Genomic DNA, 26,654 nt, shown 5'->3' with positions numbered 1-26,654 from the left:
CCAGCGCCGATGCGGTGGGAAGGAACAAATCGCTCAGCCGACGGCCGACACCAGGCGGCCGTTCTGCGCCGCGCGGCGCAGTTCCTCCGGCGTGACCGCACCGTCGTTCAGCCGTTCGAGAACCTTGACCAACAGGCGTCCGCCTTCGATCATGTCCTGCTGAATGCCCTTGCGCACGCCGTTCTCGTCACGCGCCCGCAGCGCGTCGAGAATGTCGAGGTGCCGATGGCGGCCGTCGTAGGTCGGCCTGGCGTGCGGGTATTGATAGTTCACCAGTGGTCCGTTGCGCAGCCAGATGCCCTCGATGATGGCCAGCAACTCCGGCATTTGCGCCGCCTGGTAGATCGAGTGATGGAATTCCCAATTGTCGCGGACGGCTTCGAACCAATGGCCATTGTCCTCGTTGGCAATCAGTCTGTCATGCACCTCGGCCAGACGGTCGATCTCCCGTGGCTCGATGCGCGTTGTTGCCGCCGCCCCCGCCATGCCTTCGAGATGCAGCCGGATGCTGCGCAGTTCCAGATATTGGGCCAGCGACAGCTGGGCGACGGTGATCGAACGGCCAGCCTCCATCTCCAGGCCTTTTTCGCGCACCAGCTGCATCAGCGCCTCGCGCACTGGCGTCTCAGACACCTGAAGGCTGGCGGCAAGGTCGCGGATCTTGAAGCGATGGCCCGGCCAGAAGCGGCCCTCCATCATGGCGCGGCGAAGCTCCTCGTAGACGCGCGTCGTCAGATTGTCGCGCGCGATCGGCGCGATAGAAGCAGTCACATCCGCTCTCCGTTCTTGCAGCGGCGCCGGCGTCGCCTGCGTCGCGTGGGCTGTGTATATGATACCACGAATGGCCTGACCACCGACATGAGACAGGCAACTGCGAGACGGGCAGCCATGGTGCAGACGGACATGAGACGGGGCGCATGACCGCGACGCCTTCACTCCTGTTCGGCGCCATAGCCGACGATCTGACCGGCGGCACCGAGCTGGCGTCGATGCTGGTGGCGCGCGGCATTCCAACGGGATGCACGGTCGGACTGAGTGCGCCGATCCCACCAGGCAATCTTGCCCATGTGATCCTGCTGAAGACCCGCGTCATCGCGGCCAGCGATGCGGTGCGCCAGGTTCTGGAGGCGGCGGACCGGCTGCTTGAAGCTGGTGCCCGGCAGATCTTCTTCAAATATTGCGCCACTTTCGATTCGACGCCTGCCGGCAACATCGGTCCTTGCGCCGAGGCGCTGCTCGAGCGGCTCGGCGGCGGCGTCACGCTGTTCACCCCGGCGCTGTGTGAGACCGGCCGCACCGTCTATCAGGGACACATGTTCGGCGGCGCCCAATTGCTGGGTGAATCGCCCAAGCGCTTCGATCCGCTGACGCCGATGACCGATTCCAATCTGGTTCGCGTGCTGCAGGCGCAGAGCAAGGGCAAGGTCGGGCTGGTGCCCTATCTCGTCGTCGATGCCGGGGCGGAGGCCATCCGCAACGCCATACGAGAGCACAGCGCGGGCGGCGAGACGCTGCTGGTCACCGACACGATCCGCGAGCGCGACCTGGTTGCGATCGCGGAAGCGACCTTCGACCTGCCGCTGATGACCGGCAATTCCTCGGTCGCCGCGCATCTGCCACGGGCCTGGCTCACGCATGGGCTGCTGAATTCAGTCGATCTCGTTACCGCCAGCCTGCCGGCCATAAACGGCCCAGCGGCGGTGCTGGCCGGCAGCGTCGCCGACCGCACCATCGAACAGCTCGAACGCTTTGCGCAAAACCATCCACTGCTGACGATCGATCTGGCCAGAGCCTTCGCCGGCGCCGATGTAGTGGCCGAAGCGCGTGCCTTCGCCCAGCGGCATTTGCCCGGCGCGATGATCGCCATTGCCACGACAGCGCCGCAAACGACGGTCGAAGCGCTGCAGCAGGCGCATGGCCGCAACGCGGTGGCGGCAAAGGCGGAAGAGATGCTGGCCGGGATTGCACAGATTCTGGTGCGTGAACTCGGCGTCCGACGGCTGGTCGTCGCCGGCGGCGAGACAGCCGGTTCGGTGGTCAAGGCGCTCGGCATCGACCGCATCGCCATGGGTGCCTATGAGGGGCCGGGACTGTCGCGTGCGACTGCTCACCTCCCCGGCCTGCCATCCGAGCCGCTGGCGCTGATGTTGAAATCGGGGAAGCTCGGCGGCCCGGATATTTTCGCCGACGTCCTGCAAGACATGACACGGGCGACCACCGTCGCGCCGGCGATCGATATATGGCCACCGGCAAAACCTGTCATGCGGCCAACCACAGGAAAAGCATCGTGATGGACACCGAGACTGCACGCGCCAGCCTGATCACCGCGACGCAGACGCTGGACGCCAGCGGGATGAATGTCGGCACCACCGGCAACATCAGTGTGCGCACGACAAGCGGCATGATGATCACGCCGACGGGAATAGCTACAAGCGCGCTTCGGCCGGAGCAGATGGTGCCGATGCAACTCGATGGCAGCTGGGAGGGAGCGTTCCGGCCGTCGAGCGAATGGGAAATGCACGCCGAGATCTACAAGGCTTTCCCCGAGGCCGGTGCCGTCGTGCATGCCCATCCCGACCATTGCGTGGCGCTGTCGTGCCTGCGCGAGCCGCTGCCGCTGTTTCACTACATGGTCGCCGGTTTCGGCGGCGATGATGTCCGCTGCTCGGACTATGCGCTGTTCGCGTCAAGCGAACTGGCCAAGGTTGCCGTCGTCTCGCTCAAGGACAGGTCGGCCTGCCTGCTCGCCAATCATGGCATGATCGCTTTCGGCGGCGATCTCGACACGGCGCTCGTCCGCACCATCAAGCTCGAGACCTTGGCGCGGCAATACCTTTTGGCGCGCAGCGCCGGTACACCGGTGCTCATCGAGGGCAGCGAGCTTGCCGCCATTCGCGGGCGGTACAAGAATTACGGCCAGCAGAAGTAGCTGGCCGAGCATTTCCGGGAACGGCTCTTCGCGCTCTTGAAGTGAAGAACCACTCAGTCGTCGACCCGCAAATGCGAGACGAGGGCTGCCACGTTCCGTGGAAGATCAGGCGGGGATCGGTTCGGCTGCAGGCGCATAGACGCTGACAGCCCCGGAGCCGATCAGTTGGTCGATGGTCTCGGCGCTGTAGCCGAGCACGTCGGCCAGCACGGCAGCTGTGTCCTGGCCCAGCATCGGCGGCGCGGTAAAGTCGGCGGTCAGCTGCGCGGCAAGTCCCTGTGCCGGGCGCACCATGGCGACGGAGCCGAGATGCGGATGCGGCAAGGTCTGGACGAGGCCACGTTCGCGCACATTGGGGCTATCGAAGACTTCCGGTATCGATTTTACCGTGCCGGCCGGCACGCTGGCGGCGGCACAGGTTGCCATCCAGTGGTCGCGTGGCTTGGTCTTGAAGGCAGCCGCCAATTCGGGGATCAAAGCCTCGCGGTTGGTGGCACGCGCGCCTGCCTTGATGAAGCGCGCATCCCCAGCCAGATGTGGCAGATCAAGGACCTTCTCGCACAGCGCCGCGAACTGGCGGTCATTGCCGACAGCCAGCGCGAAGCCGCCATCGGAGGCCTCGAATATCTGATAGGGGACAACCGTCGGATGCGCATTGCCGTAGCGGGCGACCTCGCGGCCGGTGTTGAGGTAACCGCTGCCGACATTGATCAGCAGGCTGAGCGCGCAGTCGATCAGCGACAGGTCGAGGAACTGGCCCTTGCCGGTCGTCGCGCGCTCGTAAAGCGCTGCCAGGATCGACTGCGTCGCGACCATGCCGCAGACGATGTCGGTGATGGCGACGCCGACGCGCATCGGCTCGCCATTGCTCTCGCCAGTGATGGCCATCAGGCCGCTTTCGGCCTGCATGACGAAATCATAGCCGGGCCGTCCGGCATCGGGTCCGGTCTGGCCATAGCCGGAGATCGAGCAGTAGATCAGCCGCGGGTTTGGCGCGCTGAGTTCCTTGAAACCGACGCCGAGGCGGTCGGCGGTGCCGGAGCGGAAATTCTCGACGACGATGTCGGCCTTCGCCGCCAGTTCGCGCACGATGGCCAGCCCCTGCGGGCTTTTCATGTCGAGCGCGATGCTCTGCTTGCCGCGATTGGCGCAGAGATAGTAGGTCGAGACACCCTTGTAGCTCGGCACCGACCACGCCCTGGTGTCGTCGCCGCCATCTATGTTCTCGATCTTCCAGACCTCGGCGCCGAGATCGGCAAGGCTCATCGTTGCCCAAGGACCGGCGAGCACGCGGGAAAGATCGAGAACCTTGATGCCTTCGAGCGGCAGGCGCGCGGATCCTGCCGTACCGGCATTCTCGGAATGGTCCTCAGTCACGATCAAGATTCCTTCGGGTGAATTCGGCAGGCCAATCACACAGTCTTGAACGTGTTGACCGGCTCCGGAAAATGACAGGCGACGCGATGCGAACCGCCAGCCGGATCGAGCGGTGGTTCGACGGCAGCGCAGATCGCCTGCGCCTTGAAGCAGCGCGTGCGGAAGCGGCAGCCGGATGGTGGGTTGAGCGGGCTCGGCACGTCACCGGTCAGTACGATGCGCTCGCGCTTACGCTCCTTCTCGGGATTGGCGAGCGGCACCGCCGACAGCAGCGCCTGCGTGTAGGGATGCAGCGCCCTCGAATAGAGTTCGGCCGCGGGTGCGATCTCTACGATCTTGCCGAGATACATCACCGCGACCTGGTGCGAGATGTGGCGCACGACCGAAAGATCATGTGCGATGAACAGATAGGATGTGCCGAAGGACTGCTGGATATCCCTGAGCAAATTGAGCACGCCAGCCTGCACCGAAACATCGAGCGCCGAAACCGGTTCGTCGAGGATCACCACTTGCGGGTTGAGCGCTAGCGCGCGGGCGATGACCACGCGCTGGCGCTGGCCGCCGGACAGTTCATGCGGATAGCGCTTGCCGTGATCGGGATTGAGCCGCACGAGTTCGAGCAATTCGGCGACGCGCGCCCGGCGGTCGGCCGCCGACATGTCGCTCATGCGCAAAGGCTCGGCGATGTTGTCGGCGATGCGCATGCGCGGATGCAGCGACCCGTACGGATCCTGGAAGACCAGCTGGATGTAGCGCCGCATCAGGCGCATGTCTTCGTGGTTGAGGGCGAGCAGGTTCTGGCCCCGGAACCAGCTTTCGCCGCTGGTGGGCTCGATCAGCCGCATCAGGCAGCGTCCGAGAGTCGACTTGCCGCAACCGGATTCGCCGACGAGGCCCAGCGTTTCGCCCGGCGCCAAGTCAAAGGACACATCGGCCACCGCACGCACATGGGCAACCGCGCGATCGAAGACGAGGCCACCGCGAACCGGAAAATCCTTGACAAGATGGCGCACGGAAAGCGCTGCCGCCGGCTTGGTTTCGACTTGAGTTTGCTCCACTGCGCTCATGGGGCCATGCTTCCACTGTCCAGTTCTGCCGCCGCCAGCGAGGCGCTATGGAAGGGCGGCAAGGTCGTCGCGAAATGGCAGGCCGAGAAGCGGCCGCCTATGTCGTGCAAAGGCGGATCCTCGGTCCTGCAGCGTGCCTCGGCATAGATGCAGCGCGGATGGAAGGCGCAGCCGCCCGGCAAGCGCCCAAGTGCGGGTGGCGAGCCATCGATCGAAAACAGCCGCTCGCGGCTTTCCTCGAGATTGGGGATCGAGGCAATGAGGCCGCGCGTATAGGGATGGCGCGGGTCGGCGAACAGCTCGGATACGCCAGCCTGTTCGACGACACGGCCGGAATAGACGACCGCGACGCGGTCGGCATGACCGGCGACGACGCCGAGATCATGGGTAATCAGCACCAGGCCAAGGCCGAGCCGCTCCTGCAACGAACGCAGCACTGCCAATATCTGCGCCTGCACCGTCACATCGAGCGCCGTGGTCGGTTCGTCGGCGATCAGCAAATCGGGATCGTTGGCGACGGCCATGGCGATGACCGCGCGCTGGCGCATGCCGCCGGAGAATTCATGCGGATACTGGTTCACCCGGCGCTCCGGCTGCGGGATCGCCACCAGATTGAGCAATTCCACCGCCCGCGCCATGGCCTGCTTGCGGGTGACGCGCTGATGCAGCCTGACCGCCTCGGCGATCTGGGCGCCGACGGTCATCACCGGGTTTAGCGAGGACAGCGGGTCCTGAAAAATCATGGCGATGCGCGCGCCCCTGATCTTGCGCATTTCGCGTGACGATTTGCCGACCAGTTCGTCGCCGTTGAAGCGGACCGAACCGGTGACGACCGCGTTCTTCGACGTCAGGCCGAGCGCGGCGAGCATGCCGACGGACTTGCCCGAGCCGGACTCCCCGACAATGCCGACCACTTCGCCCTTGGCGACTTCGAGGTCGATGCCGCGCACCGCTTCGAACTGATCGCCTGCCCGCCGGAAGCCTACCCGCAGGCCGCGTATGGACAGCAGCGGCTCACCTTTGCCCGCCTTGTCGACTGCACCCGGCGGCGCTGTAGATATCTGTGCGCTCATCGCTTAATCCGACCTTGGATCGAGAATGTCGCGCAAGCCGTCGCCGATGAAGTTGAAGCCGAGCACGATGGTGAGGATGGCGACGCCCGGACCGAAGGCGATCCACCATTGGTAGAAATGGACGGCGCCATCGGAGATCATCGACCCCCATTCGGGCGTCGGCGGCGTGGCGCCGAGACCGATGAAGCTGAGCGACGCGGCAAGCAGCACGACCTGGCCGAGATCCATCGTCGCGCTGATCAGCACCGGGGTCCAGCAAAGCGGCAATATGTGCGTGAACAGCACGCGGCGCGGCCTGGCGCCGGCGGCGATCGCCGCCTCGACATGCTCACGCTCCTTCACCTCCAGCACCTGCGCCCGCATCAGCCGGGCATAGACCGGCCACCAGACCAGAACCATGGCGATGGCGGCATTGCCGAGGCCCGGCCCAAGCGACGCCGCGACGGCCATAGCCAGCAGCATCGGCGGGAAGGACAGAGTGACGTCGACAAGCCGCATGATCGCCGCACCGGTCAGCCCGCCGACGAACCCGGAAATGGCACCGAGCAGCGAGCCGATCACCACAGCCGAGACGACGACCAGAACCGCGATCGGCAGCGAATGCGCCGCCCCGTGCAAGGTGCGGGCGAGAACATCGCGGCCGAGAGCATCGGTGCCCAGCCAGTGCGCCCAGCTCGGCGGCTGCAAGCGGCGCGCGACCATTTCGAGCGGATCGAACTGCACGATTAAGGCGGCGAAGACGGTCATGAACAGCCAGAACAGGATGACGACCGTGCCGATGACCAATGGCGCGGTCAGCCATTCGGGAACAGCGGCGGAATGGGATTTGGTTGTGACCGCCGACATCAGCTCAACCTCACGCGCGGATTGGCCACCACGTAGAGGATGTCCGTGATGAGGTTGGTGACCAGGAAGGCGAGGCCGCCGACGATGGTGACACCGATGATCGCCGGGAAGTCGAGCGCGCGCGCCGCCTCGACGGCATAGGAGCCCATGCCCGGCCAGGAAAAGATGGTTTCTGTCAGCACCGCGCCGGTGATCAGATAGGCGAAGGAATAGCCGATGACGGTCAGGGTCGGTACCATGGTGTTGCGCAACGCATGGACGATGACGACGCGGAATTCGCTCGCCCCCTTGGCGCGCGCGGTGAGGACGAACTCGCGGCTCATCACATCAAGCATGTTGGCGCGCACCAGCCGCGATATGGTGCCGGAAACCGTCCAGCCGAGGACGAAGGCCGGCAGAAGCAGGTGCCAGAGCGCGTCCTTGAAGACGGTCCAGTCGCCAGCCAGAAGCGAATCGATGGTCAGGAAGCCGGTGATGCCGGGCGGCAATGCCAGGCGGGCATCGACCCTGCCCGGCCCCGGCAGCCAGTTCAGCATGACGGAGAAGATGAACAACAGGCCGAGCCCCGACCAGAACACCGGCAGCGAAGAGCCGAACAAGGCGAACAGCCGCGCGCCATGGTCGATCAGGCTGTTGCGGAAATAGGCGGCCAGCACACCAAGCACGATGCCGAGCGTGGTGCCGAAGATCATCGCAGCGAAAACCAGTTCGAGCGTTGCCGGCAAGCGGTAGAGAATGTCGGTGCCGACATTGCGCTTGGTGATGAACGAGGTGCCAAGATCGCCGCTCAGCAGATTCCCAAGATATATCATATAGCGTTCCGGCAAAGGACGATCGAGACCCCAGCGCGCCTTGGCGGCGGCCACCACTTCGGGGTTGCTCATCTGCTGTTCGGCGACAATGGCGGTCAGCGGATCGCCCTTGGTCACCGTGGTGATCAGGAAGGCGATGGTGACGATGCCGAGCACCAGAAACGGCATGGCGATAAGCCGGCGCAAAATATAGCGAGACACGTGGCTACCTTCACAAGGAGGGGCTTCGTAAGATGGCACAGGGCGCTTGGAGATGCCATCGAGGGAAGCATATTGACAGGGGGGGAAAGCGCCTGTCAATATAAATGGAATTTAATTTCATTTTTTAGACAACGCCGGCGACGCTGGCCCGACAGGCGGACGACGACGCCAGAAAGACCTCAGCGTGCGCAAGCGAGCAACCAGGGACGAGACGGAGCTTGAAGGCGAAGGCGCGCAGCTTTCGTCGTCGCTGGTGCGCGGGCTCGGCATCCTGCGCGCCTTCCGCCCGGGCGATGCCTCACTCGGCAACCAGGACATCATTGCCCGCACCGGCCTGCCCAAGGCCACGGTTTCGCGCATCACCTATACGCTAAGCGCGCTCGGCTATCTCCTCTACGACAAGGACCTCGGCCGCTACAGCCTCGGACCCGCCACCGTGGCGCTGGGTTATTCGGCACTGAGTTCCAGTGCGGTCGTCCACGTCGCCCGGCCGCTGATGCAACCGCTGGCCGATCTGACGGGGGCGGCGGTGGCGCTTGGCACCCGCGACAGCCTCAACATGGTCTATCTCGCCAACTGCCGGTCGGAGAGCCTTGTCACGCTGCGCCTCAACCCGGGCTCCTACCTGCCGATCTGGAAGACATCGATGGGGCTGGCCTATGCGGCGGCCCTTTCACCTGAGGAGCGCGCTCGCCTTGTGGAGGCTTTGCAGGAGGCCGAGCCGGACAGGGCGGCGATGATCGGGGCGGCGATCGACGATGCGATCGCCCAGTATGCAGACAAGGGCTATGTGACGTCGTTCGGCGCCTGGCACAGCTATATCCATGCGGTCGGCGTGCCGTTCCGTCCGAGTGACGGCTCGCCGCTGGTTGCCATCACCTGCGGCGGCATCGGCGAGATCATCACGGAAGAGCGCGCGCATGCCGAGATCGGACCGGCGCTGGTGGCGATGGTGAAGGCGCTGGGCAGAGAGCTCGAGGGAAATCCTGGGTAACGGGATTGGCCCAGACGATCGGCCTCGCATGCCGGCTTGAACTCGCCTGATGGTGACCGCACAGTCGCAGTCGATGGTATGGCGGTCGCGTGCCGTCATCGTCCATCGGGTTGAGATGATCGGGAAAATAGGATGCCGATGAATTTTACAGGGCGGTTCAGCGATCGAGCGGCGGTGATCACCGGCGGCGCTTCGGGCATCGGTCTGGCAGTGGCTCAGAGGATTGTCGAAGAGGGCGGACGGGTTTCAGTCTGGGATCGCGATCCGGCTCAGATCGAACAGGCCAAAGCCACCCTTCCCGGCCTCCACGGTGTTGCCATCGACGTCGCCGATGCGGCCGGCGTGGAACGCGCCAAGCAGTCGGCGATCGAAGCGCTTGGCGGTGTCGACATCCTGGTCACCAGTGCGGCGATCACCGGGCCGAACATGACGACCTGGAACTATTCGACCGAGGATTGGCAGAAGGTCATCGACATCAACATCAACGGCGTCTTCTACTGCAACAAGGCGCTCGTGCCACACATGCTCGAGCGCAACTATGGCCGCATCGTCAACATAGCCTCGATCGCCGGCAAGGAAGGCAATCCCAATGCCTCCGCCTACAGCACCTCGAAGGCTGCGGTGATCGGCCTGACCAAGTCGCTCGGCAAGGAACTGGCCAAGACCAAGGTGACGGTCAATTGCGTCACACCGGCGGCCGTGCGCACCGCTATCTTCAAGCAGATGAGCCAGGAGCACATCGACTTCATGCTGTCCAAGATACCGATGGCGCGCTTCGGCGAGGTCGAAGAGGTGGCGGCGCTGATCTGCTGGATTGCCTCGGAAGAGTGTTCGTTCACGACCGCCGCCGTGTTCGACGTTTCCGGCGGCCGCGCCACCTACTGAGGCAGGACGCATTTCAATTCCGCGTGACGACGCAACGAACGGGAGCGTAGGGGCGTATAGTCCCAGGCGTCGAATCGACGTTGACGCAACAAAGCTATACGGGAAAGCTATGACGCGGCATGACAGTTCAGCATGCGTGATGATCTGCCGGTGCGGGGCAACTGGTTGGCGGTTGACGGACGCTGCAACCATCCGGCGGGAGCTTGTTTCCTTTGCTTAGAGCCGAGCCTGCCGCGCTGTCCGACGACGAGCTTCTGGACCGCTATCAGCGCGCCGCCTTCGACTATTTCCTCGAGAACGTGAACCCCGAAAACGGATTGGTCGCCGACACGTCGCGGCCGAATTCGCCGGCCAGCATCGCTGTCGTCGGCTTCGCGCTGTCCAGTTATCCGATCGGCGTCGAGCGCGGCTGGATGGCGCGCGATGCCGCCGCGAAGCTGACGCTGGCCGCGCTGCGCTTCTTCTCGGCCAGCCCGCAAGGCCATAGCGACGACGTCACCGGCCACAAGGGTTTCTACTACCATTTCCTCGATATGCGGACCGGCCTGCGCGTCTGGCGCTGCGAACTGTCGATGGTGGATACGGCATTGCTGATATCGGGCATGCTGGTGGCGGGCGCCTATTTCTCCGGTGACGATGACGAGGAAGCCGAAATCCGCCAACTGGCCGAGGCGCTCTACCGGCGCGTCGACTGGCGGTGGGCACAAGGCTCAAGCCCGACCTTGCGACAAGGCTGGAAGCCGAAGAGCGGCTTTCTCCACTATGGCTGGGAGGGCTACAACGAAGCCACGATCCTCTACATCCTGTCGATGGCTTCGCCCGACAGCCCGACCTCGGACAACAGCTACGAGGGCTGGACGGCGACCTATCAGTGGGAAAACATCTACGGCTACGACGTGCTGTATGGCGGTCCGCTGTTCATGCACCAGTTCTCGCATGCCTGGATCGATTTCGCCGGCATCCGCGACGCCTTCATGCGCGAGAAGAACTCGGACTATTTCGAAAACAGCCGCCGCTCGACCTATCTGCACCGCGACTATGCACGCCACAACCCTTACGGCTATGGCGGCTACGACGAGAACCTTTGGGGTCTTTCGGCGGGCGACGGGCCAGGCGGCTTTCGCACCAGCGTGGAGCGACAGCGCCGGCGGTTTTCCGGCTATGCCGCGCGCGGCGCGCCGTTCGGGCCCGATGACGGGACGATCGCGCCTTGGTCCTATCCGGCATCACTGCCTTTCGCCCCGGAGATCTGCTTGGCGGCGTTGCGCCATCTCGGTGACCGCTACCCCGAGGTGATCGGTAATTTCCGACTGCCGAGCGGTTTCAACCCGACATTGGCGAACCGGCGTAAGTTCGGGAGGCACGGCTGGGTGTCGGAAGGCCACTATGGGCTGGATCAAGGCATCGTGGTGATGATGATCGAGAACCATCGGTCAGGGTTGATCTGGAGACTGATGCGGTCAAATCAACACATCCGCAACGGCCTGCGCAAGGCCGGGTTCAATGGCGGCTGGCTGTCTCAGCCAGCAAGCCCGGCGTCGGGTGGCGGCGATGTCGCGTGACCGGACCAGGGCTACCGCCTTTCCTGTCGATCACAACGACATTGAGCTGATCAAGGGCGCCCATCCGCCGCACTGGAAGAACCCGCAGCCGGACGATCCCTACAATATCGTGGTCATCGGTGCCGGGCCGGCTGGGCTGACCGCCGCCTACGAAGCGGCCGGCCTCGGCGCAAAGGTCGCGCTCATCGAGCGCAACCTGATCGGCGGAACTTGCGTCAATGTCGGTTGCATCCCGTCGAAGTCGATCATCCGCACCGCAAGGCTTTATGCCGACATGCGCGATGCCGAGAATTTCGGCGGCGACATGCCGGACCGTCTTCACGTCAACTTTCAGCGCGCCATGACGCGGATGCGGCAGATCCGGCAGCGGATCAGCCGCGCCGATGCCGCCGATAGCCTGGTTTCCGAAGGCATCGACCTTTATTTCGGCGAAGCGCGGTTTTCCGGAAGGGACACTGTCACGGTCGCCGGACAAATCTTGCGTTTCAGAAAGGCGCTGATCGCGACAGGCGCGCGCCCGAGGCTGCCGACGATCCCGGGGCTTGCCGACGCCGGCTATCTCAGCAACGAGACCATGTTCGATCTCACGGAGTGCCCGAAGCGGCTTCTGGTCATCGGCGGCGGACCGCTCGGTTGCGAGGCGGCGCAGGCCTTCTGCCTGCTGGGCGCGAAGGTCATCCAGGCGCAGCGCGAACCGATGTTCCTGCCCGGTGAGGAACGCGATGCCGCCCAGATCCTTTCGGATGCGCTGGCGCGCGAAGGTGTCGAGGTTCGCCTCAACACCGAGGTGGTGGCGATACGAACGGAAGGCGACAAGAAGCTCGCCGACCTGGTGTGCGACGACATCACGACGACGATTTCCGTCGATGAGATCATCACTGGCATCGGCCGATCGCCCAATGTCGACGGCCTCGACCTGGAAAACGCCGGGGTGGCATACGATGCCGACGGTATCAAGGTGGACGACTGTCTCCTCACCACAAATCCGCGCATCTATGCGGCGGGCGATGTCTGCCTCGCCTACAAATTCACCCACACCGCCGAGGCGACAGCCCGCATGGTCGTACGCAATGCCCTGTTTCTCGGACGCAGGAAGCTGAGCGAACTGGTCATTCCGTGGTGCACCTATACCGATCCGGAGATCGCCCATGTCGGCCTCTATCCGGCGGAGGCGCGCCAGAACGGCATCGCGGTCAAGACCTATACAGTGCTGATGCACGATGTCGCCCGTGCGGTGATGGACGGCGAGGAGGAGGGTTTTGTCAAAATCCACGTCAGGGAGGGGTCCGACCGCATCCTGGGCGCCACGGTCGTTGCCAGCCATGCCGGCGAGATGATCAATGCGGTGTCGCTGGCGATCAAATCGGGCATGGGATTGCGTGCGCTGGCCGACGTCATCCATCCATTCCCGACGCAGGCGCAAGGCATCAAGATGGCCGGCGACGCCTATCGGCGGACAAGGCTCACCTCATCGTGGAAGCGTCTGGCGGGCCGCTGGTTGGCGTGGTCCAGGCGATGGTGATATTCCGGCAGCCTGCCGCAACTGGTGCATCTGACAATCAGCGACGATGCGGCGCTTGACGAAAGCCTCGTTCGGCTGAACAAGTCGAAGCCGATTGTTATGGTTTGGGGCCGTCGCGCATGCCGTCTGGAATGAAGCCTCCGGCGCAAAGCCCAGAGTGCCCCGCTTTGAAACCCGCGGGCGCACAACCGCTTGACGCTGTCTCCGCGGCGAAAGCCGGACAACGTGTGCTGGTTGTGTCCCACGATCCAGCCTTTCCGCCGATCTCCGGCGCGGATCTGAGGAACTACCGCAATGCTGAGTCTGCTGCGCAATTCGGCTCGGTCTGCCTGGTGTCTGTGCTGCCGCAGGCGACGGAAACAACCGATCCGTCGATCCGCACCGAAGCCTTGTCGATCAAGGGAGAGGCCCGCTCCGCCTCGATCGGGTGGTGGCGTATAAGGGCGGAGCGTCGCATCTCGCGCGTCGCCTTGACGCGGCTGGAGACACTGGTTCGGGACTTCCGCCCGGACACGGTGCTGATCGAGGGCATCGGCCTGTTCAAGCTGCTGCGGCCTTTGCGGGCACTGACGAAACAGCTCATCCTCGACATGCACAATGTCGAGTCCGACCTGGCGGGACAGTTGCGGCACGTCGATGCGAAGCGGGCTGCGGTGGCGACGATCAGCGAGGGCCTTGGCATCAGGCGTCTCGAGAGAAAGGCGCTTGCCCTTGTCGACAGGGTCTGGGTCTGCTCGAGCCAGGATCGAGAGCGGTTGATGGCGCTTTCCCGGCACAAGTTGCCGATCGATGTCGTTCCAAACGGAATTCCGCACGCCGGGCACAGCCCCGAAACGCTGCCTGCCGAGCCCGTATCCGACGAAGGCTTTCCGGTGATCCTGTTCGTCGGCCATCTCGGCTATCCGCCAAACGTCGATGCCGTCCAGAGGTTAGCCGGCTCCATACTTCCGCGCATCCGACTGGCCTTGCCGACCGCGACACTGATTCTCGCCGGGCGCAACCCGACAACGGCCGTGCAAGCGCTGGCAGGATTGCCTGGCGTGGAGCTCGTCGAAGACCCCGAAGACATGGCGCCGCTTCTGTCGAGAGCGCATCTCACCATCATCCCGCTTGCGGCAGGCGGCGGCACCCGCATCAAGATTCTGGAGGCGATGGCGTGGGGCGTGCCGGTGATCGCCACGCCTCTGGCGGCCGAGGGCCTGGACCTGGTCGACGGGGAGGAACTGCTGCTGTCGGATACCGATGAAGGACTTGCCGAGACGGCTGTCGGACTTTGCCTGGACGCGGACCGCAGGGCACGGCAGCGCATCCGCGCGCATCAAGCGGTTTGGGCAAGGTTCGGCCCAGAAGCCATCCGCAATGCCGTCCTCGGCGGGCTGGGGCTGGACGAGGCTGGCACATGATCCCTCGCTCCACCAGATATGGAGGAGCGACATCGCTCCACATCGCTTGCAGGAGCTCCGCTTCGCACCGCGTCCAACCGGAATTTCGTGGCCTGCCCTATCAGGATGCGTGCAGAAGCTCTTGCCGAATGGGTCCGAGATAGGTTTGCGGATGCAAGCGTCGCCAAACATGGTCCCGGTCGGTCAGATGCGCGACCTGCTCTATCCAGCGTCTCGGCGCATCGGGGTCCCTCACCTCATGCCAGTCGTCGACGATAATGACAGGCAGGCCCTGGTAGAGCGGGTCGAGCGGCGAGGTCCTGGTGACGACGATGCAGCCGAGATAAAACAGTTCCCATGTCCTATGGCAGTCCAGGCCGTTGCCTTCGGTGGACAGCACGAGCGGGTATTGCGAGTACAGTTGCCAGATCGAGCGCTGCGAGACGCGTTTCGTCAGGAAATCGACGTGCGGACATCCGCCCAGGGCATCAAGCAGTTCCCGGCGCTGCCTCGAGCCATTGCTGATGCTGAAATCAGAGAACAGCCTGGGCGGACGGCGGTCCACATGATCCTGCCGGGCGCGTATGATTTCCAGTTGCTTCACAAGCCCTGCCGGCGTGGCAAGAGACCTAGGCGTGTGAAGATCGAGCCCGATCGGGAAAGGCTTCACCCTAGGGTGAGTGCCATCACAATTCTGGCTGTACCAGGAGACCAGGAAAGGGTTGGCGAGAAGCTGGTCGACGGTGTCCTTCGCCAGATCCGACGGCACCGAAGCATCCCCATCGGTCGTCAGCAGTGTGAACGGTGCCGCGATCGTCGGCAGCACGATCCTGACGAACGTGTCGAGGTCGCAGGTTTGCGCATCCCTGGACAAGGTGCTCAGGCGCAGCCAGACGATGCCATGCGCGCCGCTGTAATGTTGGCGAAAAAATGCCTCGCTCTGCGTCGATGCAGTTGGCGCGTTGCGATACCAGCGCGGCCCGGCGAAATCGCAGAAATGCCCGATGCCCTGCGACCACAGCACGGGCGGAACGCCAAGAAACCTTAGCGCCCTGGAGTAGACGGCTCTTTTGACAGCCCTTCGAAACCTGCCCATCGGCAACTCCTAGCGCGGATGCCAATAGCGTTGCAACGTCCTGCCTTGCACCGCCTTGAGCCGAACCAGGGGCCAAAAATTTCGAACCGTCTGGCGGCATCGCAACTGGCTGACGATCTCGCCGGCTGCAGTGCCGCGACGAACTCCCGGCACGGCCGGAGGCACGCGGCGGTCTACAGACTTGATTGTGGCAAAGGTCGAAGTGCTTGCGGTTCAGCGCAAGACCGCACGTCTCAATCGTGCAATTCCCGCGATATCGGCGGACCGAGGGAGAAATCCGAGAACGTTACCTCAAAGCCTTCGCGTTGCGGCGAACAGCACATCATGCCGATATCGACCGTCTTCGAGGTCGGGAAATAGGCAAGCCGCACAGGCTTCCAGTGGCTGTCGGAAGCGTCGAGGTACTGGACGCGGATCGCCTCGGCGTGACGGGTCAACCGGATCCTGACGCCGTTCGGATCGGCATGAATGGCGACCAGCGACCAGTCTGACGTGTCGTTGGTGACGACGACGGAGAAATAGGCAAGGCCGTCGGTGTACTCGATACCGGCCTTGATCCAGTGCGTTTCGCTGAGCCGGACCATCAGCCCGGCCTGATCATAGAGGACCTCGTAGTCGCCTTTGACCGTGACTTCGGCGCTGAAATCGCCCTCGACAGGCCGGTGCAGGAAGTGGCCGTTGTCGCGCCAGAAACCGTAGAAGGTCTCGCGCCAGAAATCGGTCTCCTTGCCGGTGCGCACACGAACGCTATCGCCCTCGATGGCGTGGTGCGGCGGCGGGTTAAGCCAGGTCAGGTTCTGCACTGTCATCCCTTCGCGCCGCTCCAATCCAGATGTGCATGGCGGTGTGCCGGTCCGATCAGTCAGGCTGATCGGTCGACGGCCGATCAGCCTGCGAACGTATAGGCCGTCTTCACCGTGGTGTAGAACTCCGCCGCATAGTGGCCCTGCTCGCGCGGCCCATAGCTCGAGCCCTTGCGGCCGCCGAAGGGAACATGGAAATCGACACCCGCCGTCGGCAGGTTGACCATCACCATTCCGGCCTCCGAATTGCGCTTGAAGTGCGTGGCATGCTTGAGGCTCGAGGTGCAGATGCCGGAGGTCAAGCCGAAAGGCGTGTCGTTGGCGACGGAAAGCGCTTCGTCATAGTCCTTGACGCGAATGACGCTGGCGACAGGTCCGAAAATCTCCTCGCGCGAACTGCGCATGGCATTGGTGGCCTCGATGAGCAATGCCGGCTGCAGGTAGAAGCCTGGCGTCTTGCGGTCGAGCCGCTCGCCGCCGAAGGCGAGCGTGGCACCTTCCCTGACGCCGATGGCGATATAGTCCTCGTCCTGCTTCAGCTGCGTCGCGTCGACGACAGGACCGATCTGGGTCTGCGCGTCGAGCGCATCGCCGATGACCAGTTTGCTCATGCGGTCCTTGAGGGCATCGACGAAACGGTCGTGAATGCCGTCCGCCACAATCAGCCTGGATGACGCGGTGCAGCGCTGGCCGGTCGAGAAGAAGGCGCCATTGAGCGCGCAATCGACGGCGATCGCAAGATCGGCATCGTCGAGCACGACCAGAGGGTTCTTGCCGCCCATTTCAAGCTGGAACTTGCGCATGTGTTCGATGCTTGCCGCGGCAACGCGCTTGCCGGTACCGACCGAGCCGGTGAAGCTGATGGCGTTGACGTCGGGACTGTCGAGCATCGCCTGACCGACGACCGAACCCTTGCCCATGACGAGATTGAGCACGCCCTTTGGCAGGCCGGCGCGATGCAGGATGTCGACAATGGTCCAGGCGCTCTCGGGAACCAGCTCCGCCGGCTTGAAGACGACGGTGTTGCCGTGGGTTAATGCCGGAGCGATCTTCCAGGCCGGAATGGCGATCGGAAAATTCCATGGCGTGATGATGCCGACCACGCCGACCGCCTCGCGCGTCATCTCGACGCCGACGCCCGGTCGCACGCTCGGCACGACCTCTCCGGTCAAACGCAACGTTTCGCCGGCAAAGAAATCGAAAATCTGGGCGGCGCGAATGGTCTCGCCGATGCCTTCTGCCAGCGTCTTGCCTTCCTCACGCGCGAGGTTGCGGCCGATCTCGTCCTTGCGCGCCAAAATCTCGTCGGAGGCCTTTTTCAGCACCGCGTGACGCGCCAGCGGACCCGAACGAGACCAAGCCGGGAACGCTGCCTTGGCCGCGGCGATCGCCTGCTGGGCCTGTTCGACACCCGCCGAGGCATAGTCGCCGACGATGTCGCCGGTATCCGAGGGGTTGATGTTGCGCGAACCGGCCTCGCCGACCCACTCGCCATCGATGAGGTTCTTTCGAAACAGCGTCATATCGTGTGTTCCTGCTTGTTGGCCGCGCGGGCATCTGTCTGAACTGGTATTTGCCAGACAATTGCCTCGCGGGAAAGCAAACAGTGAACCAGCAGCCGCGACAAAAATCCCCCCGCTTGCGCCGCGCGGATGGCGGGTGACGACATTGCCTCATCGAGCCTCGATGCGGCCAACATCCATGGTGCGTCGTCCGGCTTGGGCCGATTTCCTCTATACACTTCTGTCCATAGCCTTGATTTGCCTGAGGCAGCATGTCATGCGTCGTGCCGATGGCAGCTCTCGAAACGACGATTCAGCGCGCCGGCGCCACCGGCAATATCAAGGCCACTCGCGAAGACTGGCTGAAGCTTGCGCTCGAAACATTGATCTCTGACGGTGTCGAACGCGTCCGCGTGCAGACGCTTGGACAGAAGCTCGATGTGTCGCGTTCCAGCTTCTACTGGTATTTCAAGAGCCGGCAGGATCTGCTCGACCAGCTGCTGGATTACTGGCGGCAGACCAACACCAAATTCATCGTCGAACGCGCCAGGCGGCCATCCGCCACCGTCATTCGCGGGGTGATGAGCATTTTCGAATGCTGGGTGGACGAAAGGCTGTTCGATCCACAGCTGGATTTCGCGATCAGGGCCTGGGCCCGCCGCTCGCCCGCCATCCGGCGCGCCCTCGACGAGGCCGACGAGGAGCGTGTCAACGCCATCCGCGACATGTTCATGCGCCACGGCTATGAGGAAGAAGACGCGTTCGTGCGAGCCCGCGTGCTGTACTTCATGCAGATCGGCTATTACTCGCTTGAGCTCAACGAGCCGATGAGCAGCCGCCTGCCTCACGTCGCCGGCTATCTGCGCAGCTTCACCGGCCAGGAGCCTCCGGCGGAGGATGTCGAAGACTTCTCGCGCTATGTCGAGAAGACGCTTTCGCGCAACCGATAGTAAGGCCCGCTCGGCCGCCGCGGCCTGACGATTTCGCTTAGCGCATCCCAATAGCAAGCACGTTTGCTGCCGACAGCAGCAGAGGGCCCCTCTGCTGCATCGGCGCAGAGCGGAGTCATGGGCCGCTCATTCCATCGCCTTTCCAAGCTCTAGACACATATGTACAATACCGATAGGGTTCGCCCCACTGAATGGGTGGAGTGCGACAGGATGAAATCCCAATACAGGGCGATCGTCATCGGCGGCGGCGTGGTTGGAGCCTCGGTGCTCTATCACCTGGCGAAGTTCGGCTGGAACGACGTCGCGCTGATCGAACGCGAGGTACTGACAGCGGGATCGAGCTGGCATGCGGCCGGCGGGTTCCATGCGCTGAACGCCGATCCCAACATCGCCGCCCTGCAGGCCTACACGATCGACCTGCTCTCCGAAGTCGAGAAGGAATCGGGCCAGAGCATCGGCATGCACATGACCGGCGGCATCTCGGTCGCCTCGGCGCCGGAGCGCTGGGAATGGCTCAAGGCCTCCTACCGCATCTTCCAGACCATGGGCATCGACGATGTCCACCTGGTCGGTGTCGATGAGATCAAGCAGCGCTGCCCGATCCTCAACACCGACGGCATGCTGGGAGGCCTCTATGCCGCGCGCGAGGGCCATATCGATCCCTCGGGCGTCGTGCACGCCTATGCCAAGGCAGCCAGGCTGCGCGGCGCCGACATCATCGAGCACAACCGGGTGCTGGATCTCAACCGCCGCGCCGATGGCGGTTGGGACGTGGTCACCGAGAAGGGCACGGTGATTGCCGAGCACGTCGTCAATGCCGGCGGACTGTGGGCCAAGCAGGTTGGCAGGATGGCCGGCATCGACCTGCCGGTATCGCCGATGGAGCACCATTATCTCGTCACCGAGGCGCTGCCCGAAATCCAGGCGCTGGACAAGGAATTGCCGCTGATCGTCGATCTCGAAGGTTTCACCTACATGCGCCAGGAGCAGAAGGGTCTATTGCTCGGCATCTACGAGATCAACCACAAGCACTGGAACATGGACGGGGCGCCCTGGGACTACGGCATCGAATTGATCCAGGAAGACACCGACCGCATCGCCGACGAACTGGCGCTCGGCTTCAGCCGTTACCCCTGCCTGGAGACAGCCGGCATCAAACGCTGGGTGAACGGCGCCTTCACCTTCTCGCCGGACGGCAATCCGCTGGTCGGCCCGGTGCGCGGCGTGCCCAATTACTGGGTGGCGTGCGGCGTCATGGCCGGTTTCCTGCAAGGCGGCGGCGTCGGCAAGTCGCTGGCCGAATGGATGATCCATGGCGAGCCGGAAGCCGATGTCTACGGCATGGACATCGCCCGCTATGGCGACTTCGCCTCCAACCGCGAATACATCAGGCAGACCACCGGGCAGTTCTATTCGCGCCGCTTTGTCATGAGCTATCCCAACGAGCAGTTGCCGGCGGGACGGCCCTTGAAGACGGCCGGGGCGCATGACGCGATGGAGGCCGCGGGCGCGCGCTGGGGCAATTCATGGGGCATGGAAGTGCCGCTCTATTTCGCGCCGCAAGGCTTCGTCGAGACACCGACGCTGAAGCGCTCCAACGCCTTCGACATTGTCGCACAGGAATGCCGCAAAGTGCGCGAAGGTGTCGGCCTGCTCGATATATCAGCCTTCTCGCGCTACGAGATCATCGGGCCGCAGGCCGAAGCCTGGCTCGACCGGCTGCTCGCCTGTGCGCTGCCCAGGCCGGGTCGCGCAAAACTCGCGCCGATGCTGGGTGAAAACGGCAAGCTCAAGGGCGACCTCACCGTCTTCAATTGGGGTGATGGCTCCTGGTGGATCATGGGATCCTACTATCTGCGCCAGTGGCATATGCGCTGGTTCGAGCAACATATGAGCGATGGCGTCACCGTTCGCGACATTTCGGACGCCGTCGTTGGTTTCTCGCTCGCCGGTCCCAATGCGCGAATGCTACTTGAGCGCCTCACACATCAGGACGTTTCGCACCAGGCGTTCGGCTTTCTCGCCTGCAGGACGTTCGATGTCGGACTGGTGCGGGCGAAGGTCGGACGACTGTCGGTCATCGGCGAACTCGGCTACGAGATTCATTGCCGGGCCAATGAGCACATGGGCCTGCGCCGCGCGCTACTTGCCGCAGGCAGCGATCTGGGAGTCACCGAATACGGCTTCAGCGCGGTCAATTCGCTGCGGCTCGAAAAGAGCTTTGGCATCTGGTCGCGCGAATTCACGCAGGACTATACGCCTGATGAGACCGGCATGGACCGCTGGGTCGCCTTCGACAAGGGCGATTTCATCGGCCGCGAGGCGGCCCTGAAAGAGCAGAAGGCTCCATCGAGGCGCACGCTGGTGACGCTCGAAATCGACGCGGCGGATGCCGATGCCAGCGGCTACGAGCCGGTCTGGAACAGAGGCAGGCTGGCCGGCTTCGTCACCTCCGGCGGCTATGGCCATACGGTCGGCAAGAGCCTCGCCATGGCGCTGGTCGAGCGCGAAGCGGCCGATATCGATACGCCGTTGACAACCCACATCGTCGGCGTCGAAAGAGATGCGCGCGTCATCGCTTCGTCGCCATATGATCCACTGGGCAAGGCGATGCGGGCATGACCGATCGAACCGATGACGTCGGTGCGAAAGACCATTCGATGATCCACATTTCTTTCCGAACATCAGGCCTGTCCGGCACGTCATGACCACACGCTATTCCGCCCTGTCGCTGTTCAAGGAGGGCCTGGCTGGCCAGACCGGCTGGCAACCGGCCTGGCGATCGCCCGAGCCGAAGCCGTCCTACGACGCCATCGTCATCGGCGGCGGCGGCCATGGGCTGGCGACGGCCTATTACCTGGCAAAGAATCACAATATCACCAGGGTGGCCGTGCTGGAAAAAGGCTGGATCGGCGGCGGCAACACAGGGCGCAACACCACTGTGGTACGCTCCAACTACTATTATCCCGAAAGTGTCGAACTCTACGGGCTGGCGCACCAGCTCTATGAGGGATTGTCGAAAGACCTGAACTACAACGTCATGCTGTCGCAGCGCGGCATGGTCAATCTGTGCCACTCGACTGCCGAGATGGAGATCGGGGCGCGCACCGTCAACGCCATGCAGATCAACGGCATCGATGCCGAGCTGTTTTCACCTGACGATGTGCGCCGGGTGGCGCCGATCTATAATTTCTCAGCCGATGCGCGCTTCCCGGTGTTCGGCGGCATCTGGCAAGGCAGGGCCGGTACGGCGCGCCATGACGCCGTCGCCTGGGGCTACGCGCGGGCGGCGAGCCGGCTCGGCGTCGATATCATCCAGAACTGCGAGATCACCGATTTCATCGTCGAGGGCGGCCGCTGCCGCGGCGTCCAGACTTCGCGGGGCGCGATCCGTGCCGAGCGTATCGGCATGGCGGTGGCCGGGCATTCCTCGGTGCTGGCGGCCAAGGCCGGCTTCCGGCTTCCGATCAATTCCTATGCGCTGCAAGCCTGCGTGTCCGAACCGGTCAAGCCGATCCTCGACACGGTGGTGCTGTCGCCCGGCTGCGGCGTCTATGTCAGCCAGTCGGACAAGGGCGAGATCGTCATCGGCGGCGGCCTCGACCGCATTCCTTCCTATGCGCAGCGCGGCAATTTGCCGACGCTGGAGGCGGTGATTGCCGGCGTGCTGGAGATGTTCCCGATCTTTGGCCAGCTCAAGCTGATGCGGCAATGGGCAGGTATCGTCGACGTGGTGCCGGATTCCTCGCCGATCATCGGCGAATCGCCGCTGCCCGGCCTGTTCCTCAATTGCGGCTGGGGCACGGGCGGCTTCAAGGCCATTCCCGCCGGTGGCACGCTGCTGGCGCAATTGCTAGCGTCAGGCAAACACAACGACATCAGCCGCCCCTTCGATCTCGATCGCTTCGCCACCGGCCGGCTGATCGACGAAGCGGCCGGCTCCGGCATCGCGCATTAGAGGTTTGCCATGCAGCTCTTTCCTTGCCCATTCTGCGGCCCGCGCGACGAAACCGAATTCCACTATGGCGGCGATGCCGGCAATGTCAGGCCGGATGGCATCGACGTGCCGACCGATCGCTGGGCTGGCTACCTCTATCTGCGCGGCAACCCGAAAGGCACGGCGCGCGAGATCTGGGTCCACATGATTTGCGGCGAGTTCTTCGTCATGGAGCGGGACACCGTCACCCACAAGGTGCTGTCTTCGGCCGCTCTCGACGGGGAGCATGCCGCGTGACCGCCTCACGTCTTGCCACCGGCGGCAGCGCCATCGACCGCTCGCGCCCGATCCGCTTCAGCTTCGACGGAACCATCGTGCAGGGCTTTGCCGGCGACACCATCGCCTCGGCGCTGCTGGCGGGTGACGTCGCGGTCGTCGGCCGCAGCTTCAAATACCACCGGCCGCGCGGCATATGGGGCGCCGGCGTCGAGGAGCCCAACGCGCTGGTCGATATCGGCGGCTCGCGGGCGACGCCCAACACGCGCGCCACGACCGAGCCGGCGCGCGACGGACTGGTGGCGAAAAGCGTCAACGCCACGCCCAGCGCACTGGCCGACCGCAACGCCTTCCTGGACCGTTTTGCGCGCTTCATCCCGGCCGCGTTCTACTACAAGACCTTCATGTGGCCGGACTGGCACAGGTTCGAGCCGCGCATCCGCGCCATGGCGGGGCTGGGCACGGTCGATGCTGACTGGACCTCGCCCGGCACGGCCGACCAGATCAACCATCATTGCGACGTGCTGGTGGTGGGCGCGGGACCGGCAGGGCTGGCGGCGGCAAGACTGGCGGCCGGCGCTGGTCTGACCGTCACACTGGTCGACGACCAGCAGAGCCCCGGCGGATCGCTTGGCTATCGTGCCGGTGAGATCGATGGCAAGCCGGCGGCCGTATGGGTCAAGGAGACGATTGCCGAGCTTGCCGCTGGCGGTCACCTCATCCTGCCTTCGACCACCGCCTTAGGCATTTACGACCACAATCTGGTCGGGCTGAACCAGCGTCATTTCGACGGCCGGCCGGATATGCTGTGGCGGGTCAGGCCGCGCCAGATCGTGCTGGCGACCGGCGCCATCGAACGGCCGCTGCCTTTCGCCAACAACGATCTGCCGGGCATCATGTCGGCGGATGCGGCGTTCGCCTATCTGAGGCGCCACGCTGTGCTGGTCGGCCGCCGCATCATCGTCGCCACCAACAATGACAGCGCCTATGAGGTGGCGGGGGCGCTTGCCGAGGCCGGCGCCGAAGTCAGGCTTGTCGACATCCGGCGCAACGGCACGCCTGCCGCGCCGGCCAATGCCCGGTTGATCAAAGGGCGTTCTCTCGCATCCGCCAGCGGCAAGCTGCGCGTCGACGGCGTGACGCTCGACGACGGCACGAGGTTCGATGCCGATTGCGTCCTGGTCTCCGGCGGGTGGACGCCGACCATCCATCTCTTCGGCCAGGCCAAGGGCAAGCTCGCCTGGAGCGATGCGCGCGCCGCCTTCCTGCCAGGCGATCCGGTCGACGGCATTGCTGTTGCCGGTGCCGCTGCCGGCGCGGTCTCCTTGTCGGATGTGTTTGCCGGCGTGGGAAAGGCATTCGCTGGCCAGGCGAACGCGGCAACACCACGCAGCACCGGGCCGGAGGCGACGGCCGGCATTCTGGCGGCATGGCCAATGCCGGGCTCGAAGGGACGCATCTGGATCGACTACCAGAACGACGTGACGGTGAAGGACGTCGAGCTGGCGGCGCGCGAAAACTTCGTCTCGGTCGAACATCTGAAGCGCTACACCACGCTCGGCATGGCGACCGACCAGGGCAAGACCTCCAACCTGCCCGGCCTGGCGCTGATGGCCGGTATCACCGGGCGTACGGTGCCGGAGGTTGGCACCACCACCTATCGGCCGCCATTCACGCCGGTGCCGCTGGCAAGCTTCGCCGGCGCGCGCGTCGGCGAATTGATGGCGCCGGTGCGCCGGCTGCCGCTCGAAAATGTCCACCGCGCCAATGGCGCCGTCTTCCAGGAATATGGCGGCTGGCTGCGCCCGGCCCACTATGGCGGCTACGCGGACGCGGAGCGTTCGATCGCGGACGAGGCGCTACGCGCCCGTCAGTCGGTCGCGCTGTTCGACGGCTCGACGCTCGGCAAGATCGAGGTGACCGGACCGCAGGCGGCCGCGTTCGTCGATTTCCTCTATTACAACACCATGTCGACGCTGAAGCCGGGCCGCTGCCGGTACGGCTTCATGCTGTCGGAAAACGGCGTGGTCTTTGATGACGGCGTTCTGGTACGGCTCGACGAACATCGCTTCGTCGTCTCGTGCTCGTCCTCGCATGTCGCTGCCGTTCACGCCCGGCTGGAGGAATGGCGCCAGGACCGCTTCGGACGCGGCGCCGTCTACATCCACAACGCCACATCGGACATGGCGACGCTGACCGTCTCGGGGCCAAACTCCCGAAAACTGCTCGAAGCGCTTGGCCTCGGTCTTTCGCTCGGCGATGCCGACCTGCCGCATATGGCGATCGCTCATGGAAGCTATGCAGGCGACGAGGTCCGCATTGCCCGCGTCAGCTTCACCGGCGACAGGAGCTATGAGATTTCGATCCGGGCCGATCGCGCCGAGCCGTTATGGGCGCATCTGCGCAAGGCGGGCCAGGCGTTCGACGCCGTCGTCATCGGCCTGGAGGCGCTGATGATCCTGCGGGCCGAGAAAGGCTTCATCGTCATCGGCAAGGACACTGACGGCACCACGCTGCCGCATGATCTCGGCGTCGACGGCCCGCGCGTCAAGCGCCAGACCGAGTTCGTAGGCCGCCGCTCGCTGTTCACCGAAGAGGCCTCGCGTGACAACCGCATGCAGCTTGTCGGATTGGCGGTGCCGCAAGGCGAAGCGCCGCTGCCTACCGGAGCGCATGGCATCAAACGGAGCGACGGCAGATTGCGCAGCCAAGGCTTTATCACCTCGAGCTACCACAGCCCGACGCTCGGCCGCCCGGTTGCGCTTGGCCTGATCGAGCGCGGTGCGACGCGGCATGGCGAGACGATAGACATCCAGCATCTCGGCAAGATCAGCAACGCGACGATTACCGCCCCTTGCGCCTTCGACCCGGCAGGAGACCGGCTGCATGCGTGATCTCGCGGAAAAATGGTCCATTACTCCGGACTGGCAGAGCGCAGTCATCGCCACGCCGGGTCTTGCGATACGAGCCGTCCTCGACCTCAACCAGTTGATGGTCAGCGGCGACCTCGACGCGTGGACACGGGCTTCCAGCATCGGCGGGACTGGCGTGGGTGCCTTTGGTATCGCACAGGGCGACCGCTACGCGGCGCGGCTGGCGCGCGACCGGTTGCTCGTCGTATCGAAGAGCCCGCTCGCCATCGCCACGGGCTGGCATGCAGACGGGTTCGCGGTGACGGCGATCAGCGCTGGGTTGCAAATATTCGAGGCCGAGGGCATGGCGCTCGACGCTTTCATCGCGCGTGGAACGACGCTCGATCCCGCGAAGCCAAGTGCCAGTGCAGCACTTTCCTTCGCCGGCATCAGCGCCGTCGTCTATCGTCTTGACGGCAAGCTGCGCATCCATGTCGACCGTGGCCTTGCCGCTTATCTCTGGACATGGATGGAAACGGCCGCCGGCAACATCGCGACCGGATCAACCGACTAGCCGACGGCAGTGCG

General features: G+C 64.2%; 22 protein-coding genes. 13 read left to right on the top strand and 9 right to left on the bottom strand.

Annotated elements, in window-relative coordinates; all coding sequences use genetic code 11:
* Positions 1–33 precede the first annotated feature (33 nt).
* Entirely contained in the window at positions 34–771 is a 738-nt protein-coding gene (locus NP945_RS14335) for a GntR family transcriptional regulator (RefSeq protein WP_127267755.1), read from the bottom strand.
* 146 nt (positions 772–917) lie between these two features.
* Here NP945_RS14335 and otnK point away from each other — a divergent pair, with 146 nt between their 5' ends.
* The gene (otnK, locus tag NP945_RS14330) at positions 918–2,291 is read left to right on the top strand and encodes a 3-oxo-tetronate kinase (protein WP_256746699.1); all 1,374 of its coding nucleotides are present in this window, start codon (positions 918–920) and stop codon (positions 2,289–2,291) included.
* The gene (locus NP945_RS14325; RefSeq protein WP_256746698.1) at positions 2,291–2,929 is read left to right on the top strand and encodes a class II aldolase/adducin family protein; all 639 of its coding nucleotides are present in this window, start codon (positions 2,291–2,293) and stop codon (positions 2,927–2,929) included. The genes otnK and NP945_RS14325 overlap by 1 nt, the downstream gene beginning before the upstream one ends.
* Before the next feature lie 105 nt (positions 2,930–3,034).
* On the opposite strand, the gene NP945_RS14320 is transcribed toward NP945_RS14325, so the two are convergent.
* The 5 genes from NP945_RS14320 to NP945_RS14300 are packed head-to-tail and all read right to left on the bottom strand — an operon-like array spanning position 3,035 to position 8,305.
* Entirely contained in the window at positions 3,035–4,306 is a 1,272-nt protein-coding gene (locus NP945_RS14320; RefSeq protein WP_127808158.1) for a CaiB/BaiF CoA-transferase family protein, read from the bottom strand.
* A 35-nt stretch (positions 4,307–4,341) separates the two neighbouring features.
* Entirely contained in the window at positions 4,342–5,373 is a 1,032-nt protein-coding gene (locus NP945_RS14315) for an ABC transporter ATP-binding protein (protein WP_127328823.1), read from the bottom strand.
* Positions 5,370–6,446, bottom strand: a complete 1,077-nt coding sequence (locus NP945_RS14310) for an ABC transporter ATP-binding protein (RefSeq protein WP_127328824.1) — start codon at positions 6,444–6,446, stop codon at positions 5,370–5,372. Before NP945_RS14310 ends, NP945_RS14315 begins: the two co-directional genes overlap by 4 nt.
* 3 nt (positions 6,447–6,449) lie before the next feature.
* Positions 6,450–7,292 carry an ABC transporter permease gene (locus NP945_RS14305; RefSeq protein ID WP_127276927.1) on the bottom strand — a complete coding sequence of 281 codons (843 nt, stop codon included), beginning with the start codon at positions 7,290–7,292 and terminating at the stop codon, positions 6,450–6,452.
* Positions 7,292–8,305, bottom strand: coding sequence for an ABC transporter permease (locus NP945_RS14300; RefSeq protein ID WP_023811560.1), 1,014 nt, complete (start codon positions 8,303–8,305; stop codon positions 7,292–7,294). The genes NP945_RS14305 and NP945_RS14300 overlap by 1 nt, the downstream gene beginning before the upstream one ends.
* Positions 8,306–8,489: 184 nt before the next feature.
* Here NP945_RS14300 and NP945_RS14295 point away from each other — a divergent pair, with 184 nt between their 5' ends.
* From NP945_RS14295 to NP945_RS14275, 5 genes are all read left to right on the top strand, one after another.
* Complete coding sequence (locus NP945_RS14295) at positions 8,490–9,299, top strand: IclR family transcriptional regulator (protein WP_127266932.1); 810 nt, start codon at positions 8,490–8,492, stop codon at positions 9,297–9,299.
* Positions 9,300–9,431: 132 nt separating this feature from the next.
* Entirely contained in the window at positions 9,432–10,184 is a 753-nt protein-coding gene (locus NP945_RS14290; RefSeq protein ID WP_127328828.1) for an SDR family NAD(P)-dependent oxidoreductase, read from the top strand.
* Positions 10,185–10,396: 212 nt separating this feature from the next.
* On the top strand, positions 10,397–11,746 hold the full coding sequence (locus NP945_RS14285) for a glucoamylase family protein (RefSeq protein ID WP_127266934.1): 1,350 nt from the start codon (positions 10,397–10,399) through the stop codon (positions 11,744–11,746).
* Positions 11,736–13,268 (top strand): mercuric reductase, encoded by a 1,533-nt coding sequence (locus NP945_RS14280; RefSeq protein WP_256746697.1) that lies wholly within the window; start codon positions 11,736–11,738, stop codon positions 13,266–13,268. The genes NP945_RS14285 and NP945_RS14280 overlap by 11 nt, the downstream gene beginning before the upstream one ends.
* A gap of 227 nt (positions 13,269–13,495) precedes the next feature.
* The gene (locus tag NP945_RS14275; RefSeq protein ID WP_256746696.1) at positions 13,496–14,671 is read left to right on the top strand and encodes a glycosyltransferase family 4 protein; all 1,176 of its coding nucleotides are present in this window, start codon (positions 13,496–13,498) and stop codon (positions 14,669–14,671) included.
* 100 nt (positions 14,672–14,771) lie between these two features.
* On the opposite strand, the gene NP945_RS14270 is transcribed toward NP945_RS14275, so the two are convergent.
* The 3 genes from NP945_RS14270 to NP945_RS14260 all read right to left on the bottom strand — a co-directional run bounded on the left by NP945_RS14270 (position 14,772) and on the right by NP945_RS14260 (position 18,072).
* Positions 14,772–15,746 carry a hypothetical protein gene (locus NP945_RS14270; protein ID WP_256746695.1) on the bottom strand — a complete coding sequence of 325 codons (975 nt, stop codon included), beginning with the start codon at positions 15,744–15,746 and terminating at the stop codon, positions 14,772–14,774.
* Between the two features lie 233 nt (positions 15,747–15,979).
* On the bottom strand, positions 15,980–16,555 hold the full coding sequence (locus NP945_RS14265) for a DUF1349 domain-containing protein (protein ID WP_256746694.1): 576 nt from the start codon (positions 16,553–16,555) through the stop codon (positions 15,980–15,982).
* Between the two features lie 77 nt (positions 16,556–16,632).
* Complete coding sequence (locus NP945_RS14260) at positions 16,633–18,072, bottom strand: aldehyde dehydrogenase family protein (RefSeq protein ID WP_256746693.1); 1,440 nt, start codon at positions 18,070–18,072, stop codon at positions 16,633–16,635.
* Positions 18,073–18,341: 269 nt separating this feature from the next.
* Between NP945_RS14260 and NP945_RS14255 the strand changes: the two genes are divergently transcribed.
* The 6 genes from NP945_RS14255 to NP945_RS14230 all read left to right on the top strand — a co-directional run bounded on the left by NP945_RS14255 (position 18,342) and on the right by NP945_RS14230 (position 26,640).
* Positions 18,342–19,001: a TetR/AcrR family transcriptional regulator gene (locus NP945_RS14255; protein ID WP_256746692.1), complete on the top strand. Its 660-nt coding sequence runs from the start codon at positions 18,342–18,344 to the stop codon at positions 18,999–19,001.
* 210 nt (positions 19,002–19,211) lie between these two features.
* Complete coding sequence (locus tag NP945_RS14250; protein ID WP_127266941.1) at positions 19,212–21,623, top strand: FAD-dependent oxidoreductase; 2,412 nt, start codon at positions 19,212–19,214, stop codon at positions 21,621–21,623.
* An 82-nt stretch (positions 21,624–21,705) separates the two neighbouring features.
* Complete coding sequence (locus NP945_RS14245; RefSeq protein ID WP_128287591.1) at positions 21,706–22,959, top strand: sarcosine oxidase subunit beta; 1,254 nt, start codon at positions 21,706–21,708, stop codon at positions 22,957–22,959.
* Positions 22,960–22,968: 9 nt separating this feature from the next.
* Positions 22,969–23,235 carry a sarcosine oxidase subunit delta gene (locus tag NP945_RS14240; protein WP_127272032.1) on the top strand — a complete coding sequence of 89 codons (267 nt, stop codon included), beginning with the start codon at positions 22,969–22,971 and terminating at the stop codon, positions 23,233–23,235.
* Complete coding sequence (locus tag NP945_RS14235; RefSeq protein ID WP_256746691.1) at positions 23,232–26,108, top strand: sarcosine oxidase subunit alpha family protein; 2,877 nt, start codon at positions 23,232–23,234, stop codon at positions 26,106–26,108. The genes NP945_RS14240 and NP945_RS14235 overlap by 4 nt, the downstream gene beginning before the upstream one ends.
* Complete coding sequence (locus NP945_RS14230; RefSeq protein ID WP_256746690.1) at positions 26,101–26,640, top strand: hypothetical protein; 540 nt, start codon at positions 26,101–26,103, stop codon at positions 26,638–26,640. Before NP945_RS14235 ends, NP945_RS14230 begins: the two co-directional genes overlap by 8 nt.
* Positions 26,641–26,654 lie beyond the last annotated feature (14 nt).

Origin of the sequence: Mesorhizobium sp. LMG17149 (genome assembly GCF_024518695.1) — a bacterium.
Lineage (GTDB): Bacteria > Pseudomonadota > Alphaproteobacteria > Rhizobiales > Rhizobiaceae > Mesorhizobium.
This window is presented reverse-complemented; position numbering and strand designations above follow the sequence as displayed.

What these genes read in the sequence shown, in the direction of transcription:
- NP945_RS14245 (WP_128287591.1), top strand. Translation starts at nt 21,706, where the DNA reads ATGACCACACGCTATTCCGCCCTGTCGCTGTTCAAGGAGGGCCTGGCT.
- NP945_RS14270 (WP_256746695.1), bottom strand. Translation starts at nt 15,746, where the DNA reads ATGGGCAGGTTTCGAAGGGCTGTCAAAAGAGCCGTCTACTCCAGGGCG.
- NP945_RS14290 (WP_127328828.1), top strand. Translation starts at nt 9,432, where the DNA reads ATGCCGATGAATTTTACAGGGCGGTTCAGCGATCGAGCGGCGGTGATC.
- NP945_RS14305 (WP_127276927.1), bottom strand. Translation starts at nt 7,292, where the DNA reads ATGTCGGCGGTCACAACCAAATCCCATTCCGCCGCTGTTCCCGAATGG.
- NP945_RS14250 (WP_127266941.1), top strand. Translation starts at nt 19,212, where the DNA reads ATGAAATCCCAATACAGGGCGATCGTCATCGGCGGCGGCGTGGTTGGA.
- NP945_RS14315 (WP_127328823.1), bottom strand. Translation starts at nt 5,373, where the DNA reads ATGAGCGCAGTGGAGCAAACTCAAGTCGAAACCAAGCCGGCGGCAGCG.
- otnK (WP_256746699.1), top strand. Translation starts at nt 918, where the DNA reads ATGACCGCGACGCCTTCACTCCTGTTCGGCGCCATAGCCGACGATCTG.
- NP945_RS14255 (WP_256746692.1), top strand. Translation starts at nt 18,342, where the DNA reads ATGGCAGCTCTCGAAACGACGATTCAGCGCGCCGGCGCCACCGGCAAT.
- NP945_RS14325 (WP_256746698.1), top strand. Translation starts at nt 2,291, where the DNA reads ATGGACACCGAGACTGCACGCGCCAGCCTGATCACCGCGACGCAGACG.
- NP945_RS14280 (WP_256746697.1), top strand. Translation starts at nt 11,736, where the DNA reads ATGTCGCGTGACCGGACCAGGGCTACCGCCTTTCCTGTCGATCACAAC.
- NP945_RS14265 (WP_256746694.1), bottom strand. Translation starts at nt 16,555, where the DNA reads ATGACAGTGCAGAACCTGACCTGGCTTAACCCGCCGCCGCACCACGCC.
- NP945_RS14240 (WP_127272032.1), top strand. Translation starts at nt 22,969, where the DNA reads ATGCAGCTCTTTCCTTGCCCATTCTGCGGCCCGCGCGACGAAACCGAA.
- NP945_RS14230 (WP_256746690.1), top strand. Translation starts at nt 26,101, where the DNA reads ATGCGTGATCTCGCGGAAAAATGGTCCATTACTCCGGACTGGCAGAGC.
- NP945_RS14310 (WP_127328824.1), bottom strand. Translation starts at nt 6,446, where the DNA reads ATGAGCGCACAGATATCTACAGCGCCGCCGGGTGCAGTCGACAAGGCG.
- NP945_RS14260 (WP_256746693.1), bottom strand. Translation starts at nt 18,072, where the DNA reads ATGACGCTGTTTCGAAAGAACCTCATCGATGGCGAGTGGGTCGGCGAG.